The sequence below is a fragment of the Sulfitobacter sp. F26169L genome (assembly GCF_026410285.1).
Lineage (GTDB): Bacteria > Pseudomonadota > Alphaproteobacteria > Rhodobacterales > Rhodobacteraceae > Sulfitobacter.
On sequence record NZ_JAPMLP010000004.1, the window covers coordinates 29,722 to 46,019 of the forward strand.

16 protein-coding genes are annotated in these 16,298 nt (G+C 55.4%); 13 read left to right on the forward strand and 3 right to left on the reverse strand.

Annotation, left to right across the window (positions count from 1 at the left end; genetic code table 11):
• The first annotated feature begins 58 nt into the window (after nucleotides 1–58).
• The 3 genes from OS189_RS09330 to OS189_RS09340 all read left to right on the forward strand — a co-directional run bounded on the left by OS189_RS09330 (nucleotide 59) and on the right by OS189_RS09340 (nucleotide 2,259).
• Complete coding sequence (locus OS189_RS09330) at nucleotides 59–871, forward strand: trypsin-like serine peptidase (RefSeq protein WP_267167043.1); 813 nt, start codon at nucleotides 59–61, stop codon at nucleotides 869–871.
• Nucleotides 858–1,661 (forward strand): trypsin-like serine peptidase, encoded by an 804-nt coding sequence (locus OS189_RS09335; RefSeq protein ID WP_267167044.1) that lies wholly within the window; start codon nucleotides 858–860, stop codon nucleotides 1,659–1,661. The genes OS189_RS09330 and OS189_RS09335 overlap by 14 nt, the downstream gene beginning before the upstream one ends.
• A 127-nt stretch (nucleotides 1,662–1,788) precedes the next feature.
• Nucleotides 1,789–2,259 (forward strand): Hsp20 family protein, encoded by a 471-nt coding sequence (locus tag OS189_RS09340; RefSeq protein WP_267167045.1) that lies wholly within the window; start codon nucleotides 1,789–1,791, stop codon nucleotides 2,257–2,259.
• Nucleotides 2,260–2,390: 131 nt separating this feature from the next.
• Here OS189_RS09340 and OS189_RS09345 read toward each other — a convergent pair whose 3' ends face one another.
• Entirely contained in the window at nucleotides 2,391–3,863 is a 1,473-nt protein-coding gene (locus OS189_RS09345; RefSeq protein WP_267167046.1) for an NAD-dependent succinate-semialdehyde dehydrogenase, read from the reverse strand.
• An 81-nt stretch (nucleotides 3,864–3,944) separates the two neighbouring features.
• Between OS189_RS09345 and OS189_RS09350 the strand changes: the two genes are divergently transcribed.
• The 8 genes from OS189_RS09350 (at nucleotide 3,945) to OS189_RS09385 (ending at nucleotide 12,502) form a co-directional block, all read left to right on the forward strand.
• Complete coding sequence (locus tag OS189_RS09350; RefSeq protein WP_267167047.1) at nucleotides 3,945–4,736, forward strand: hormone-sensitive lipase; 792 nt, start codon at nucleotides 3,945–3,947, stop codon at nucleotides 4,734–4,736.
• A 171-nt stretch (nucleotides 4,737–4,907) separates the two neighbouring features.
• Nucleotides 4,908–5,984 (forward strand): hypothetical protein, encoded by a 1,077-nt coding sequence (locus OS189_RS09355; RefSeq protein WP_267167048.1) that lies wholly within the window; start codon nucleotides 4,908–4,910, stop codon nucleotides 5,982–5,984.
• Nucleotides 5,985–6,200: 216 nt separating this feature from the next.
• Nucleotides 6,201–7,319, forward strand: a complete 1,119-nt coding sequence (locus tag OS189_RS09360; RefSeq protein ID WP_267167049.1) for a hypothetical protein — start codon at nucleotides 6,201–6,203, stop codon at nucleotides 7,317–7,319.
• Nucleotides 7,320–7,402: 83 nt separating this feature from the next.
• Nucleotides 7,403–9,337: an AAA family ATPase gene (locus OS189_RS09365; RefSeq protein WP_267167050.1), complete on the forward strand. Its 1,935-nt coding sequence runs from the start codon at nucleotides 7,403–7,405 to the stop codon at nucleotides 9,335–9,337.
• On the forward strand, nucleotides 9,334–10,161 hold the full coding sequence (locus tag OS189_RS09370) for a hypothetical protein (protein WP_267167051.1): 828 nt from the start codon (nucleotides 9,334–9,336) through the stop codon (nucleotides 10,159–10,161). The genes OS189_RS09365 and OS189_RS09370 overlap by 4 nt, the downstream gene beginning before the upstream one ends.
• A gap of 59 nt (nucleotides 10,162–10,220) precedes the next feature.
• The gene (locus OS189_RS09375) at nucleotides 10,221–11,588 is read left to right on the forward strand and encodes a DUF6638 family protein (RefSeq protein WP_267167052.1); all 1,368 of its coding nucleotides are present in this window, start codon (nucleotides 10,221–10,223) and stop codon (nucleotides 11,586–11,588) included.
• A 3-nt stretch (nucleotides 11,589–11,591) separates the two neighbouring features.
• The gene (locus tag OS189_RS09380) at nucleotides 11,592–11,858 is read left to right on the forward strand and encodes a hypothetical protein (protein ID WP_267167053.1); all 267 of its coding nucleotides are present in this window, start codon (nucleotides 11,592–11,594) and stop codon (nucleotides 11,856–11,858) included.
• A 14-nt stretch (nucleotides 11,859–11,872) separates the two neighbouring features.
• Nucleotides 11,873–12,502: a DUF1523 family protein gene (locus tag OS189_RS09385; RefSeq protein ID WP_267167580.1), complete on the forward strand. Its 630-nt coding sequence runs from the start codon at nucleotides 11,873–11,875 to the stop codon at nucleotides 12,500–12,502.
• 32 nt (nucleotides 12,503–12,534) lie between these two features.
• Here the strand turns inward: OS189_RS09385 and OS189_RS09390 are convergent, their stop codons facing one another.
• Both OS189_RS09390 and OS189_RS09395 read right to left on the reverse strand, forming a co-directional pair.
• Nucleotides 12,535–12,915 carry an HIT domain-containing protein gene (locus OS189_RS09390; protein ID WP_267167054.1) on the reverse strand — a complete coding sequence of 127 codons (381 nt, stop codon included), beginning with the start codon at nucleotides 12,913–12,915 and terminating at the stop codon, nucleotides 12,535–12,537.
• A gap of 11 nt (nucleotides 12,916–12,926) precedes the next feature.
• On the reverse strand, nucleotides 12,927–14,504 hold the full coding sequence (locus OS189_RS09395; RefSeq protein ID WP_267167055.1) for a DUF5928 domain-containing protein: 1,578 nt from the start codon (nucleotides 14,502–14,504) through the stop codon (nucleotides 12,927–12,929).
• A gap of 144 nt (nucleotides 14,505–14,648) precedes the next feature.
• Here OS189_RS09395 and OS189_RS09400 point away from each other — a divergent pair, with 144 nt between their 5' ends.
• Nucleotides 14,649–15,467 carry a sulfotransferase family protein gene (locus OS189_RS09400; protein ID WP_267167056.1) on the forward strand — a complete coding sequence of 273 codons (819 nt, stop codon included), beginning with the start codon at nucleotides 14,649–14,651 and terminating at the stop codon, nucleotides 15,465–15,467.
• Nucleotides 15,468–15,584: 117 nt separating this feature from the next.
• Nucleotides 15,585–16,280: a fumarylacetoacetate hydrolase family protein gene (locus tag OS189_RS09405; RefSeq protein WP_267167057.1), complete on the forward strand. Its 696-nt coding sequence runs from the start codon at nucleotides 15,585–15,587 to the stop codon at nucleotides 16,278–16,280.
• The last annotated feature ends 18 nt before the right edge of the window (nucleotides 16,281–16,298 follow it).

The window sequence follows — 16,298 nt, forward strand, 5'->3', positions numbered from 1 at the left end:
TTGCCTCAACCTGAAGATATGCGCGGGTATCAACTTAATTTCTTGGGAGGACTCCGGTTTGCGGCAATGGTTGGCCTTGGCAGCGATTGGTCTATTGCTCACCTCTGGTGCGCATGCTGGTAACGCAGGGCTAAAGCGGCTTGATAACGGTGATGACGCAAAAGCGTGGGAAGCTGTCGGCCGACTGGATATCAACGGCAAGGGGTTTTGCACCGGCGCATTGATTGCACCGAAGCTGGTCCTGACTGCCGCGCATTGCATGTTTGACAGTGATACGGGCCAGCGGATTGACGAGGGCCACATCGAATTTCTGGCCGGCTGGCGGAACGGGCGTGCGGGGGCGTATCGTGATGTTGCACGGGTGGTCGTTCACCCGGATTATATGTACGATGAAACCCTGTCGTCAGACCGCGTGCGCAATGATCTGGCCTTGCTGGAGCTTGTGCAGCCCATACGGAACACGTCAATCCAGCCGTTCAAAACCGCCGCGCGCCCCCGTGCCGGTGACCGTGTCGGCGTGGTGAGCTATGCACTTGACCGCGCCGAAGCGCCATCATTGCAAGAGGTCTGCGCGGTATTGGCGCGGCAGGGCGGGGTATTGATCACGTCTTGTTCCGTTGATTTCGGCTCTAGCGGGGCGCCGATTTTCATCTTCGAGGATGGCGAGGCGCAGATCGTCTCCGTCGTTTCGGCCAAGGCCGAGGTGGAGGGGAAAGAAGTGTCGCTTGGCACTGCGCTGGGCCAGCCATTGGCCGAATTGCAGGCAGAACTGGTTGCAGGACGCGCGATTTATCTGGGCGCGAAACGCGGGGAACGCCGTGTCGGTGTGGGCGAGCGGCACGGAACAGGGGCAAAATTTGTTTCTCCGTAGCGCTCTTGTTCTCGCCCTTTTGTGGGCGCTGCCGGTTCTGGCAGACAGCCCCTTGATCGGGCTGAAACGGATCGAACAGGCATCGCCGTGGAAGGCTGTAGGCCGCCTTGAAACCGGTGATGGCGGCTATTGTACGGCCACGTTGATTGCGCCCGATCTGGTGCTGAGTGCGGCACATTGTATTTTTGAAAAGAGCGGAAAACGCCGCGCCGCGTCCGAGTTGATGTTTCGCGCTGGCTTTCGCAACGGTCGCGTTGAGGCAGAGCGCAAGGTTTTGCAAACCGTTCTGCCCGAGGCCTATCAGTATCGCGGCGGGGATTGGCTGACGCGGGTTGCCAACGATGTTGTTCTGTTGCGGCTCAGTACGCCGATCGCCACTCACATCATTGACCCGTTTATTGTTGAACCGCGCCCGATGCGGCGCGGCGAGGTTAGCGTGGTTTCTTATGGTCGAGGGCGCGACAGCCTGCCGTCACTGCAACACACCTGCCAAGTTCTTGACAGTTACCGCGGCGCTATGGTGATGGATTGTAATACAACTTTCGGGTCGTCGGGCGCACCGGTCTTCCGGCGGGACGGGACCAAAACCCGGATCGCTTCTATTGTATCGGGTTCTGTCGAGATTGATGGCACACGGCGTACAACGGGAATGGCGTTGCCTGCACTTGTGACACGTCTCAAGGCGAAGATGATCGCCGAAGGCGCGCCGCCAAAGGCGCAATTGCGCCGGATCGGGGTCGGCACACGCGCCAGTGGCGGTGCAAAATTCATCCGCTCCGGCGGGTCTTGAAACCGCAATACCAGTCCCCACATTAGTGCAGTCAGAACGCCTTTTCAGGGTTTTGGCATTTCGAAAACGGGCCTGTCCAATTGTGGAAGGCTCTAACCGATAATCGCTCTAAGATGAGGATGAACACATGCGCAATTTTGATTTTGCACCCCTATACCGCTCCACAGTCGGCTTTGACCAGATTGCCAATCTGATGGATCGTGTGCTGACTGCCGAAACCAGCCAGCCAACCTATCCGCCTTACAACATTGAAAAGCTCGAAGATGATGCCTACCGGATTTCGATTGCCGTTGCAGGCTTTTCTGAGGCTGATCTAAGCGTTGAAGTGCGGGAGAAATCGCTGATCGTGTCTGCGCGCAAAGCGGATGAAGATGCGGATAAAACCTATCTGCACCGTGGCATCGCGACCCGCGCGTTCGAGCGCCGCTTCCATCTGGCCGACCACGTTGTGGTAACCGGTGCCACCCACTCTGATGGCATGCTGCATATCGAGATGGAGCGTCAGGTTCCCGAAGCCCTGAAGCCGCGCCAGATCCAGATCGCGACCGACACGCCAAGCATTACCAAAGACGTGGTAGACGCGAAGTCTGTGAACTAAGGCTGCTGGCCTCTTGCCGGAGGCATGGCATCAACGATCAGGTAAAGGGCGCTAAAACAGCCCCCTGAAATGACAAAGGCCCAACGCAGGACGCTGCGTTGGGCCATCTTGTTTTGCAAACGCGGTGTCGATCAGACGCTCATGCAGATGTATTTCATTTCCAGATAGTCCTCGATCCCGTGGTGGCTGCCTTCGCGGCCAAGACCGGATTGCTTTACGCCGCCAAACGGCGCGACCTCGGTTGAAATGATGCCGGTGTTCACGCCAACGATGCCGTATTCCAGCGCTTCGGCCACCTTGTACACACGGCTCAGGTCTTTTGCGTAGAAATAGCTTGCCAGGCCAAAGATCGTGTCGTTCGCCATAGCGATCACATCGTCAACGGTATCGAATTTGAACAGCGGCGCAAGCGGGCCGAATGTTTCTTCTGTGGCAACCATCATGTCCTGTGTCACGCCGGTGATGATCGTGGGCGCGAGGAAGTTACCGTCCATCGTGCCATCGTTGCCCAGAACAACAGTACCGCCTTTGGATTTCGCATCCTCGATATGCTCTTTGACCTTCTCGCCCGCATCGGGATTGATCAGCGGCCCCAGGTCCACACCGGATTCAAAACCGTCACCGACTTTCATCTTTTTCACAGCGGCAGTCAGCTTTTCAGTGAAGGCATCATAGACACCGGCCTGCACGTAAATCCGGTTCGCACACACGCAGGTCTGGCCGTTATTGCGGAATTTACACAGGATCGCGCCTTCGACAGCGGCGTCCAGATCGGCATCATCAAACACGATGAACGGCGCGTTGCCGCCGAGCTCCATCGAACATTTCATCACCTGATCAGCGGCTTGTTTCAGCAGGATGCGTCCCACTTCGGTAGAGCCTGTGAATGTCAGTTTCCGCACAGCCGGGTTTTCGCAGAATTCCTTGCCCACCGCGGAGGATGATTTTGACGGCACCACGTTGAACACTCCCGCGGGGATGCCTGCACGTTCGGCCAACACACCCATCACAATCGCCGAAAGCGGCGTTTCGGCAGCAGGGCGCGCGACGAACGAACAACCGGCAGCCAATGCAGGGGCGGCCTTGCGCGTGATCATCGCGTTGGGAAAGTTCCACGGCGTGATTGACGCGGCAACGCCGATCGGCTGTTTGATCACGGTGATCCGCTTGTCACGCTGGTGGCCGGGAATTGTCTCGCCGTAAACACGCTTTGCCTGCTCTCCGAAAAACTCGATGAACGACGCGCCATAGGCAATCTCGCCTTTGGCCTCGGGCAGCGGTTTGCCTTGCTCGGCGGTCAGGATGGCACCCAGATCGTCCTGATTTTCCATCATCAGGTCGAACCACTTGCGCATCACATTTGCGCGCTCCTTGCCTGTCCAGCTTGCCCATTCTTTTTGCGCCGCTTCCGCTTGCGCAATGGCACCGGCAACCTGCGCACGGCTCAGATTCGCGACTTGTGCGATCACATCACCGCGCGAAGGGTTGGTCACGTCGAAAGTCCCATCTTCGCCGTCCACCCATTCGCCGCCAATATAAGCGCGGGTTTCCAACAGGCTGGGGTCTTTAAGTATGGATTTCAGGTCAGTTGCGGCAGCAGTCATATGCATTCTCCTTGAATTCGTCTGGGAACCCAAAGCAACAATGGCTATGATTGTCCAGTTCACATTGAGAGGATCCGCGCGATGAAGCTGGATGATGCCTATGCCAACGCCGCCCATATAGAGGGCGCAGATGCTTTTCCACCGCGTTGGGAGAAGGCCGCGAAAGAGTTCCGCGAGGCGCTGGGCGCGCGTGCGCAACTGGGCGTATCATACGGCCCGTCAGAGCGGCAGACGTTTGATATGTTCCAGCCCGAAGGCGTATCCCGCGGCACGGTGATCTTTGTCCATGGCGGCTACTGGAAGGCGTTTGATGCTTCGTACTGGTCGCACCTTGCGGCCGGAGCGTTGGCGCGTGGCTGGGCCGTTGCGATGCCCAGTTATGATCTGTGCCCTGACGTGCGCATCAGCGAGATTACCCGCCAGATATCCGCCGCCGTCACCCGCATTGCGGATCGCACATTCGGGCCGCTCGCCCTTGCCGGTCATTCGGCGGGGGGGCATCTGGTGTGCCGCATGACCGATCCGCTGATCCTTCCGTCTGAAATTCGTGAGCGTATCAAGCAGATTGTCCCGATTTCGCCCGTGGCTGACCTGACGCCACTGATGGACACAAGCATGAATACCGTACTGGCCATCGACGCGGCAGAGGCACGTGCTGAAAGCCCTGTAAATATGCAGCCCCCGCACGGGCTGGACGTGACAATCTGGGTCGGTAGTGATGAGCGTCCTGCATTTCTGGAACAGGCCGAAAAGCTTTCACGCGCATGGGGTGCGCGCAGAACGGTTGAGGAAGGCAAGCACCACTTTGATGTGATTGATGCATTGGCGGACGCTGACAGCCAGATGATCAAAGCACTGCTGGGGCTGAAATGATCTGTTGGACCACATACCAATCTATTTGTCATTTTCAGTCACGCGCCGTGATCGGGCTTTCTTTTGAGTCGGAGTTTTGCAAAACTTGGGAATTAGCGCGGATACCGTGATGTAAATCGAATAAACATCGACTATATATAATCGAAATGACACATTAAAACGGAGTTCTTAATGGCAAATCTTGATGCTCAGGTTCGCGAATCCCAAGCGCAGGTCGCGCAAGCACAGGGCAAAATTGCCGAGCTGACCAGCCGGATTGAAACAGCGCGTGCAAAAATCAATGCAGGGGACGCGGCGGACATCGACATCGAAAATGCCTCTTTGGAAGATGTGCATGCCCATACCGAAGTGATGAACGCAAACATCGCCGAGCTGATCATGGGGCTTGACGATGTAACCGCAGGCTTTTCCCGCGATTTTGATGAAATGCGCTCCAAGACAGGTTGGGAAAGCGTTGTTGGCATCTTTTCTTCTGCCAAATCCGACAGCATGCGCCAGGAGCGTGTGCGCTCTGCGTCCATCGACGACAAGCTTCAGGATCTGATCGCCAAATCCGACACCATTGTGCAATTGCTAGAAGGGCAGCTGGCCGTTCTGGAAGAACAAAAAGTAAAGGTAGAGTCCAACCTGACAGATACACTTAACGATCGCGAAATAACCGTGGCCGAGCTTGAATCCCTGCGGACCGATATCGCCGCGATGGACCCCGAAATTATCAAGCTTGAGAATGCGATTGCCGGCGAAATGGACGCCGCCAAACGCACAGCGCTGGAGACAAAGTTGGCCGAGGCCAATGGCCGTTACAACAGCATGGTTCAGGACGAGCAGGTCAAACTTGCCAAGTCCCAAACGCTGGAACGCTATATCGACAAGGGCAAGACATGGGTGGACAGCCTGCAAAATCAGGCCGCCACGCAAATGGTGCTGATCAACAAGCTGCAAACAGACACCAAACAACGCGTTGTGCTGTATGATGCGCTGACCAAATCGCTGAAAACCGCACAGCAGCAGGACGTGGCCCACCGCATCAACGAAATCGGTGTGAAAACCGATCAGGAGGCGCAATCCGCAATGGCGGGAATCGGCTCTGCCACCAACGCGCGCATGGCCGAGATGATGGAAAAGCACGAAGATCACATGGTTTTTGCCCGTGAGGTGCTGGAGCAGAAGGCAAAGGCCGATGAACGCTTTGCCCGCCGGTTTGCCAAGATCATCGAAAAGCACGACAGCAATGCGTATGGGGAATAACGCACTGTTGCTGTCTGCGTTTTTCATTTTTCTCGTCTCTTTGGTATCGCTACTACGTTGCTATTACAAAGTATCGCGTTTGCATGGTGTGAAGTGGAATCTTGTGAATTTGCTTAATGAGCCTGAAATGCGCGTGCATCTTCGTCCTTTGATGTTGCCGAGCATCGCAATGCTCCTTTCTGGAAGCCTTTGGCTGTTCATATTGGAAAGTGGCGTATGACCGATCCCGCCGCCGATAACTACGATCTGGACGATACGTTCGCCAGCCGCCGCTATTTCGCCAAGTTCCAAGGCATCATGCAGCATATGTTGCGCGTGGCAGGTGTGATGCAGGCCGAAGGCCAGTTAACCCGCGAAGAGGTGACCATCCTTGCGCGCTATGCTGCCAGTTTAACGCATACGTTCCGTGCGCTTAGCTGGAAATATCTGTTGGTCGGCCGCAATACGGGCCGCTTTTTCGGCGCACTCACCATAGACGGGCGCGATAGCGGATTCCCCATCGCCGAAGAGTTGATGACTATGGCCAATGACGCGCAACAGGCGCAGGTGCATCTGGGTGCATTGCCATCGGTTGAGGATCACAAAGATCGCATGGTTCAAGCAATCCTGAGTGATATGACCATACCGACAAAACTCCAGTTTAGTCTCTCGCAAAGGCTCTATTACGAGGAGTTGTTGAAGGGTGATCTGTTCTGGGTGCGCAACGATGCGCAGGCAGAATGGATGGGTGAGGCAAGCGGGCGTCGGAAATTCCGTTTGCATTGGGCCACCTATGACAGTCAGGTCAACCTGCCCGTTATTTACATGATGGAAGTCGAGGATTCAGGCGATGAGGCGTTGCCCCGCGATACTCGCCGCTGGCCGGAAGTACAGGCGCATCTGAGCGCGCAGGCGCTGGGCGCGCTGAAGTTGGTGACAATCGCACGGGGATTTGACGAGGATTTTGACGAGTTGCATCCCAAACGCCTGCGCCGCTTTCACCTCGGGCCGATGTACAGCAATGCCTACACCCGTCAGAACGGCCCGTTGCGTGATGTGCTGGCCGAGGCGAAAGCGCCCGAAGGGCAGGACTGGGCCATGGTCTGGACCGAAGAAGAGCTGATCTCGGACCGCACGATTTCGGAAAAGTCGGGTTGGTTTTCGAAGGTAGAGCGGCAGATATTTGCGCTGGACCCGATGGGAGGGCAATTGCCCGACATGGGAGCCACCCGTACAGCGCGCAGCATTATTCTGCCCCAGCGCCCCTATCAGGTTCTGGAAGAGCATAACCCCCCCGGTTTCGCCGGTGTGCGCAAGTTTGTGGTGAGCGGGTCGGGCCGTGTGCTTCGTTATTGATGTCGTCTGCTGCCCCGATGTCGGAATTGGATATTTATGGCCAAAAGAAATAGGCCCACCGTGAAAATTGAGGAGACGGGACCATGAGCCAGACGTTGGACAAGATGGAATTGCGCGAGGAAGATATTGCCAAGCATCTGGGCGTGGCGCAGGCGCTGATTGAAGGGTTTGACCATGCACCGCGGATTGGTAAGACGGTTGAGCCGGTTGCGGCAGAGCGATCTGCCGGTCTGGGAACGCGGCGGCGGTTCCGTTCCACTACGCCGGGGCTGGTGACGCAGCGGCGGGTGGCATCAGGGGCCGTGCAACTGCTGGCGCGGGTTGAAAGTGTGGACGGTGATGACGCGCTGATGTCGCCGTTGCAGGCAACAGTGCTGCATGCGGTGCGGCGTGCGATCGCGATTTCCCTCGCCGTGGCGGAGAATTTTGCCGGGCAATCAGCTTTGGGTGATTTGAAACGCGCCAATCTGGAAGGTGCCTTACCCGCCGCGCGCAAGACGGAATTTGGCGAGTTGTTGGCGGCTGAAGCGTTGGTCACGTTGTATGTGCTGGGTAATGCGATTGCTTATCTATTATCCCCGCATCTGGGCGAGATGAGCGTAGAGGTCGGCGATGTCGAGGAAGTGTTGACCGACAACGGGCAGACAGCTTTGCATGGGGCCTTGTGGGAGCTGGACAATGATATTGCCACGCACGCCACGGATGATCTGCGGCTGGTCGCTACGGTCAGTGCCTTTGCCGAAGCGTTGATGGAAAAGGTCGCGTTGCGCGCGGCCAGCGCCCCGCGGCTGGAGGCTTTCAGGACTGCCGCGTGGCATGTTGCGGCGGATGATTTTACCGTTCAGGGATTTACCCCCGCAGCAAAGGCCAAATCGACCACCCTGACCATGACGTTCAAGAAGCCCAACGAAGTGGTTGGCAACCATATCGCAAAATACCAATCGATGAAGCTGGCCAAAATGCTGATGGCCTATGACTTTGACCGCCGCCTGAACCCTTTTGCGGAACTGGGCGGGTTTATCTTTACCTTCATGGGCGATGGCGCGCCGGGCACGGGGAAAACCACGCTGATCCAGATGATGGCGGGGTTGATATCGGAGTATTGTAACAACGCCGATTACCCGTTCCGCTATCAGAACCTGAGCACGGATAACATCGACAGCTATCAGGGCAAATCCGGCCAGAACGCCAAGGCGTTTATCAACAACATCATTGATCCCTCGGTGATCGGCTTTGGCACCATCGACGATATTGACCAACTGGCGGGTAAACGGGGGGATCGTCAATCATCGGCAGGGCAGTTGGAGATTACCGCCGTGCTGATGGAGAGTTTTGCGGGCGCAAATACCGTGGTGCGCGGGAACTGCACGTTTGGCATGTTCTCGAACTATCCCGAAAACGTGGATGATGCCCTGCGCCAGCGCGCCGGTGCGCGGTTTCTGGTGGACGGGCCGCAGACGCGCGATGACTACGTTGATATCCTCTATCTGCTGATGGGCAAAAACCACGATATCCCGCTGGGCGATCACACGGTATTCGAGGCGCAGGCGATCAAAAAAGCGGTTGCGGCATCGTTTGCGGGACACTTAAAACCGCATGAAGCGGGGCTGTTGAGCGTGTATGAGGATGTGCAGGCTAAAATCGGGGCGCTAGATACGATCAACAAACTTGGGACGTACCTTAAGGCGATTCAGGAGGCCGATCCGCGCTTCACCGGCCGTGCGATCAAGAACATCACCGATGCGGTGAAAGTGCGCGCGATGGATTTCGAGCTGCCCGATGAATGGATGGAGCAGCCGGACCTGTTCTTGTTCAAAGACTATGACACCAAGAAAGCGATGATTGAGGACATGCGCCAGCCGATCACAGTGGATATGGTGGTGCAGGAGATCAACCGCTACGCGGATTCAGAGTTCCGCTATGCCGATAAGTCGGATGAGGTCGCGATTGAGGGGATGGTTCGGGATATGGGGCGGAGTGTTGAGGCTAAGAAGCGGTATTTAGGGGGTGAGGTATGAAGAAGTCCTCAAATAGCGAGGTGAGCCATACGCTATTCTTCTGCTTTGTTCTTCTTGTAGTTTTAGGGCTTCCTTCCTTCTACATGCTTTATGTCTCAGGGTTTTGGGTTGAATTCCTGAATCTTGATCTAAACGAGAAGGGCGATACACTCGCTGGGATATTTGGTTCGCTTGCTTTTGTATCTGCCACCATAGCGATTATTCTGCAGTCGTTCGAGTTGCGAGCGCAACGAGAAGAGTTGCGATTGACCCGAAATGTTATGGATGAGCAAAAGAAAGCTACTCAAGAGATGGCTAATTCAATGGCTGTACAAGCCGATATTTTTGCAGACGAGCAGATGCAACGTGCGGAGAACCGAAATGATATAATCTTAGAGCAAAAGGTGCGGCTGTTTATTGATATGGCAACTTACTATCGAGACCAATTGGAATTCCAATTTAGTGTATCTGGTCTCACCGTAAAAAGTAGAGATGAGGTAGTTGTTGTTACACAGACGAGTCCTACCGTTGGAAAGATATTTCTTCTACGAGAGACTCTAGATAAAATGAGCTTGGAAACAGTAGTTCAAAAAATTTCAGAAGATATTTTCTATGTTCAATGGCTACTAGAAAGAATTGAAAAAGCTGATTTTATAATAGTTAGGAAGCCAAGAAATCCGAAACGACTTCAAGAACTAATTTCTGCAATCAGGGACATTATGGCGTTAGAACCAACTCTAGGCGATGCAGGAAAAACAAGGCTGTTTAGATTGAGGATAGCGAGGATAGACGATTACCTTAACAAAATTAACGACAGCCAAGTGTGGGGTGAAGTTGATGGATAAAAACTTGTTTGTATCAGAATTTGGATGTGTTTGGTACTACTTGATCGTATCCTATTAAGATGAACCGCCTCATCCGCGCCGGCCTGATGTTCGGCAACCTTTTCCATGTCCACTCGCCCACTTTGGTGGAGCGGTATAATCGCGCGCTGCACCACCTCACGGGCAAACGCACCGCGCTCACCGATTTTTACATCGACATTTCCGGCTACTCCCCCGAGATCGGCGACGAGTTGAATGATCCGCTTTACCTGAACCACAAGGGCGTGAACCGGCAGTTTATTCTGCTGGGGATGGAGCAGCGCACGGCACCTTTGCTGAACGCGAAATTCTCGACCTCGAAAACGGTGTTGCAGGATTTCATCGCGGAGAACGAGGCGGCGTTGTTTGCCCTGACCGCCAAGGATGCCGTTGCGGGAGAGTTGGTGAACTCGGTCTATGACGTGTCCTCGCCCAAGCGGTTGTTTGATATCCGCCGGATCACGATTGATGCCGATACCACGGGCGGCACGGTGAAAGACGCGGCCAAGCTGGCGGATATGGTGGATAAATTCCGCGATACCGACGGCGGCTGGTACGATGATGTGCTGATTGCGCAGATGATCGACCTTGCGGGAAAAACCGGCGATGTGGTGCGCAACCCTGTCAGCCTGAAGGCGATGCGGTTTAACCAGCGTAATTTCTGGACCGCACATTTTGGCGGCTTGTATGTGTTTCAGGATGTGCCGCACCCCGCCGTGATTGCTCCGGCGGGCAAGGATGGGCTGGAGGATATCCCGCTTGAGTATGTATTCGACGCCACCCAGCGCAACAGGATTGCGCAGTTTTTCCAGCTTAACGGTCTGACCGAAACAATACTGGAGGCGCGGGGCATCAAATCGGCGGCGATCCTGCGGCAGAAAATGGATTTCATCCTGATTGATGCGGTGGCGGATCAGGGTGTTGACCTGACGGGCCTTGCGCGCAGTGATCTGCGGCGTCTGGCGCGCCAGCACAGTGATAAGCTGCCGCCGGAATTCCACACGCTGGGGCAGTTGGTTAACTGGGCCGAGGATGGCGGCGCATTTCCGATGATTGACAGCGCCGATCCGGTCTATTTCTACACCCTGCGCGCGGCGGATACGCCCGATGCAGAGCTGGTGAATATGCTGCTGGCGCAACTGGCGCCCAAGGATATCCGCCAGCTGTTCATCTGCCACAAAGACCTGTTCTACAGCACCTATGCCGCGTGGCCGGATGCAAAGCGCGCCTATGTTGCCGATTTTCTGGAGCGCGAGTACAAGGTGGACAAGGCAGGTGTGCGTGACGCACTGTTCGGGCATGAGCCCGCGCTGGAGGTGCCACCGCTGCCGCGCAAACGCAAAAAACCGCCGCCCGTGCCAGACCGCATTGCCGCTGTCGGCCCGTGGGGTGCGGTAAGGAGGAGATAGGTTATGGCAGCACTTGTCCGCCTGATGGTGATCGGGTTTATCGTGCTCAGCGTGATTTACGTCTGCCTGTCGTTGTATTCCCGCGCGGTGCGCAAGGGCAAGCTGCGCGCAGAGTGGTATGATGGGCCACAGGATCAGCCGCTTGAGACGTTTCTGGACGAGGGGCTTGAAGAATATGACAAGTCCCTGCGTCGCAAATTGATCCTGTCGGTCTATGTCATTCCGGTGATCCTTGTGTCAGTGGTCATCTACCTCACGAATTTTAGTTAAAAGGGGGCCACATGCTGGGTCTTATCCGTTGGACATTCTGGATCACCGTTTGGGTGATCATCGCCGCGTTCTTTCATTACACGTTGCCGCAGGTGGATATTGTTCGCATAACCGACACCTACGAAAAGCGTGTCGATCCGGGTGAAAACAGCCTGTTCTGGGCGCAGGCCGATATCGGCACCGATGGCACCCTATCCACCCGCGATGTGTTCTTCATCCAGACCCGTCTGGCAAAGGGCAAGGTGATGGTCTACCGCAACGAAGATACGGGATGGGGCTGGCCGCCGTATTTCAAATTCGACACGTCGAACCTGCAGGCCGAAGCAAGCGATTTCCGCTCGACCGAGGCTGATCCGCGCTATGTGGCCATCAAGCACTATGGCTGGCGCAATGAATTCCTGACGATCTTTCCCAACGCTATTTCGGTGCGTCAGGTTTCCGGGCCCGACGCGTCCAAGGGCATCCCGTGGCTCAACATCTTTATCATCACGATCTTCCTGACCGTCGTGTACGGGGTCTGGGTGCGCTGGCGCCGGTTCCGCATCGCGCGGATTGATCCGAAAATGGAAGCGATCGAGGATGACCTTTCGGAAAAAAGCAGCGCTATGAAAGGCTGGTTGGCGACGTGGCGTAAAAAGCCCTAGCGCCACGCCGACCGCCTATCGGCAGCGGATGATCAGTCCTGTTTCTGGACCATCCGCCCGATCCGGCGACCCCCGAGTATATGCACATGCAAATGGGGCACTTCCTGCACGCCATGATCGCCGGCATTGCTGATCATGCGGAACCCTTCGGCGGCATCAATGCTTACCCCTTCCATCCGGCAGACCTCGCCGATGGCACGGGTATAATCCACAATCTCGGCGTCCGTCGCGGCAGCTGCAAAATGATCATAGCTCACGTAAGGACCTTTGGGAATGACAAGCACATGCACAGGCGCTTGCGGATATAGATCGCGAAAGGCCAGCGTGTGTTCTGTCTCCAGAACCGTGGTGTTGGGGATTTCCCCCCGCAGGATTTTTGCAAAAATGTTCTGGTCGTCATAAGTATAGGCCACAAAAACGCTCCTCAGTCGGCAAACAGATAATCGGTGCTGGCGATGTCATGCGCCTTGTCTCCGGCGATGCCCAGAAATTTCGCCAGTTCGTCCGCATTTTCGGCCGCCGAGGCGGTTTCACGCATCCGGCTGTGGTTTTCAAACTGGGCATCGCGGATGGCGTCACTTTCGTAAACCATATCATTGCGAATGGTGGGCAGCAAACGGTCCAGCGTTTCTTGCGATGTCTGCTCGCCTGCAAGACCAACGCGCATGGCATGCCCTACCAGATAATCGTCCGAAAACGTACACTCGATCTCCAGAATACGCGTCACCGACCGGTCCGAGGCAAAATCCTCCAGCAGATCGAGGTTGGCCGGATCCATGCAGACAATCAGACGGTCCGTTTCGAAGTAGTCAAACAACATCCGCATCAGTGCGCGGCGGTGGCGGGTGCGCTTGCCCAATGTCTTTTCGATTCCGCCAAGCGCGGGCAGGGGCGTGTCTTCTTCGTTGAAGACATATTCGATGGCGGGCACATTGGTGGTCTGGCGGATGCGCTCCAGCACCCGTTTTGCCACATGCCACTTCTTGCACACAACAATCAGCAACTCACGCTCGCGGCCCAGCGTGCTTTCCGTCTCCCAGAAACGGGTCGAAAACCGCCGCCCGATCCGGCCCCGCCCGGTCAGAAAGTTAAACAGGCTGCGCCCTTCGTTGCTGATCTGAAACTGCACACCCTGCGCGGCATAAAGAAGCCCCAGACGGCGTTTCAGATCCGATGCGTCCGCGCTGATCTTGCGTGCAAAAAGATAATCCTGGCTGAGCAACAGATCATAGTGGTCGTTGTAAAACGTCACCGGCATCCCGTAATCGGTGAACATCAAAAACGTCAGCGTCCGGCAGCGGATTTCCTTTTCGGGCACCAGATGGCGTACAAGGGTCTGAAAAAATGTCTCGTCCGGTATCCATGTCGTGCGGAAAAACCGGATGACATCACGGCGTTTTTTACAAAAATCCAGCAGGTATTCTATGGTCTGGCGGCGCAGACACCACCACTGGCTGCCGATCTGAACCTGAATATCCTCGGGAATCTTGCGGGTGATACCCAGCTTTTTTTGCAGGGCAAACATCCCGTAAAACAGCTTCTTCTGCGTCCGCTCGTTAAACCAGTGGCGATAGATTAGCCGCTCTTCTGTCCATCCGGTCTTAATCCAGTCGCTTTCGAAATAGTCGAAACTTTCAATGAAATCCGCATCGTTATTGTCCAGAAACTTGTGGGTGTATTCGGCCGATTTGATCGCCATACAGTCACCGGACAGCATGTAGAAATGGGTGGCGCGGCTGAATGCGTCTACAGCCGCCTCAACAGCGTACAGCGTGGCCTGCACCAGTGACCATTCCCCCCACCCGCAGCGGATGCGCTTTCTGGCAAAGGTGACGTTCGGATTGTTGTCCAGCGCGGCGCGTATGGCTTTGTACTGTGCCGGATCTGCGCTGGCGTCAAAATGGATCGACATATAGTCGCCCACAGCCGTCAACCGCTCCGCCTGCCGGATGATGGCATCGGGGTCTTTGTGACACAGAAGAATGTAGGCAATTTTTGCCATCTAGGAAATATTCACCGTAAATACGCTCGATTGTTTACATAGATAATGATGAACACACATTGAATAAACAGTAATTATTTGCTTTTGTAGGTGAAAAGCTGCCCCAAGAGGCGGCACCAAGGGTATGAGCAGGAGCAGCAAGGTATGGGTTTCCCCGGAACGTGGATGACCGAGAGTGAAAGTGTGGTGTACCGTGTCGTACCCAAGTGTGCCTGCTCGACCATCGGGCAGATCATGTATTACTCTGATCATGGTCAATTTTTTGACGGCGATATCCATGATGCAAAGGCAGGCATGCACAAATGGGCGCTGGAAGAAAGCCAGGAGCCGATCGCGCGAAATGTGCAAAATCATAGCTCGTATGCATTCACCTGTGTGCGCAATCCCTATACCCGTATCCTAAGTTCTTTCTTTGACAAAATTTGCGGCATCCAGCGGAACGGGAAACGATACCGTGGCAATTTGGTCCCACTTCTGATCCAGAAGTACGGAATCGAAGTTGGCGGTGACGATGGCAAACAGGAATTTGACCAGATCGCAAGCTTCCGCCGCTTCCTGTTATTTGCACGCGATACAATCCGCTGGCGCCGCCCGATGGACCCGGACATTCACTGGTCGGCTGTTTCGGGCCACGTCAGCACGTTCATCGTAAATGGCGGCACCTACGATAAAATCGTCTGGACCGAGAATTTCAACGAAGGCATGCAAGACGTTCTGGATGCAATCGAAACGCCCCATGCCGTCGATCTGGCCAAAATCCCCCGCTTCAACGAAAGTGAAGGCCACGGCCCCAAACGCGCCCACCCGGTAGAGGATTACTTCGACGATCTTTCGATGCATCTGGTGTATGAAATCTTCAAGCGTGATTTCAATCTGTTCAAGTATGACTTCGAAAACCCCGCAAACAAAATGCCGATAGGCGAGATCGATCTGGACGAGGTTCACGCCAAATTGGGGGACTAAGTGTTGCCAAATGGTTGACGAAATAGCTAAAAAATTTCGAAATGTTTCGAGTGCGAAAGGATCGGTCGGTAGAGACTGATCGGATCTGCTGTTCACCACACCGAAAGGGATCATGCCGTGGCCTATGTTTTTGACGCTCCCCCGCATCCAAGCCTCGCCGTGCAAGGCACAGATAAACGCTTTCCGGTGCGTCGTATCTTCTGTGTGGGGCGCAATTACGAGGCCCATGCCCGCGAAATGGGCAACGACCCCGACCGTGAACCGCCCTTTTTTTTCACCAAACCTGCCGATGCAGCATGTGACACGCCCTGCGTTCTTCCTTACCCGCCCCTCACAAACGATCTGCACCACGAAATAGAGCTGGTCATCGCTATCGGAAAGGGTGGCGCAAACATCGCCGCAAGTGACGTGACCGATCACATCTGGGGCGCTTCCGTCGGCATTGATCTTACCCGCCGCGATCTACAATCCGAAGCCAAGAAAAACCGCCGCCCATGGGATTGGGGCAAGGCATTTGATCTCTCCGCACCGATCGCACCGATTAAACCGGTTGCTGAAATAACAACCCTAACACAGGGCCGCATATGGCTCGCGGTCAACGGCGAAGTCCGTCAGGACGGCGACATATCAGACCTGATCTGGCCGGTTGCAGATCACATCGCATTCCTGAGCCAAAGCATTACCCTCGCCGCCGGAGATATCGTAATGACCGGCACACCGGCCGGAGTTGGGGCCGTCGGAGAGGGCGATGTCATAACCGGCGGTGTCGACGGGATCGCAACGATCCAAGTCACTATCGGCCCCCGTGCATGACCCCTACTTCTTTTGGCT

Bases quoted from the DNA above. Each gene is read 5' to 3' on its own strand.
- OS189_RS09400 (WP_267167056.1), top strand. From the start codon at position 14,649: ATGGGTTTCCCCGGAACGTGGATGACCGAGAGTGAAAGTGTGGTGTAC.
- OS189_RS09365 (WP_267167050.1), top strand. From the start codon at position 7,403: ATGAGCCAGACGTTGGACAAGATGGAATTGCGCGAGGAAGATATTGCC.
- OS189_RS09340 (WP_267167045.1), top strand. From the start codon at position 1,789: ATGCGCAATTTTGATTTTGCACCCCTATACCGCTCCACAGTCGGCTTT.
- OS189_RS09380 (WP_267167053.1), top strand. From the start codon at position 11,592: ATGGCAGCACTTGTCCGCCTGATGGTGATCGGGTTTATCGTGCTCAGC.
- OS189_RS09350 (WP_267167047.1), top strand. From the start codon at position 3,945: ATGAAGCTGGATGATGCCTATGCCAACGCCGCCCATATAGAGGGCGCA.
- OS189_RS09375 (WP_267167052.1), top strand. From the start codon at position 10,221: ATGAACCGCCTCATCCGCGCCGGCCTGATGTTCGGCAACCTTTTCCAT.
- OS189_RS09345 (WP_267167046.1), bottom strand. From the start codon at position 3,863: ATGACTGCTGCCGCAACTGACCTGAAATCCATACTTAAAGACCCCAGC.
- OS189_RS09370 (WP_267167051.1), top strand. From the start codon at position 9,334: ATGAAGAAGTCCTCAAATAGCGAGGTGAGCCATACGCTATTCTTCTGC.
- OS189_RS09360 (WP_267167049.1), top strand. From the start codon at position 6,201: ATGACCGATCCCGCCGCCGATAACTACGATCTGGACGATACGTTCGCC.
- OS189_RS09395 (WP_267167055.1), bottom strand. From the start codon at position 14,504: ATGGCAAAAATTGCCTACATTCTTCTGTGTCACAAAGACCCCGATGCC.
- OS189_RS09355 (WP_267167048.1), top strand. From the start codon at position 4,908: ATGGCAAATCTTGATGCTCAGGTTCGCGAATCCCAAGCGCAGGTCGCG.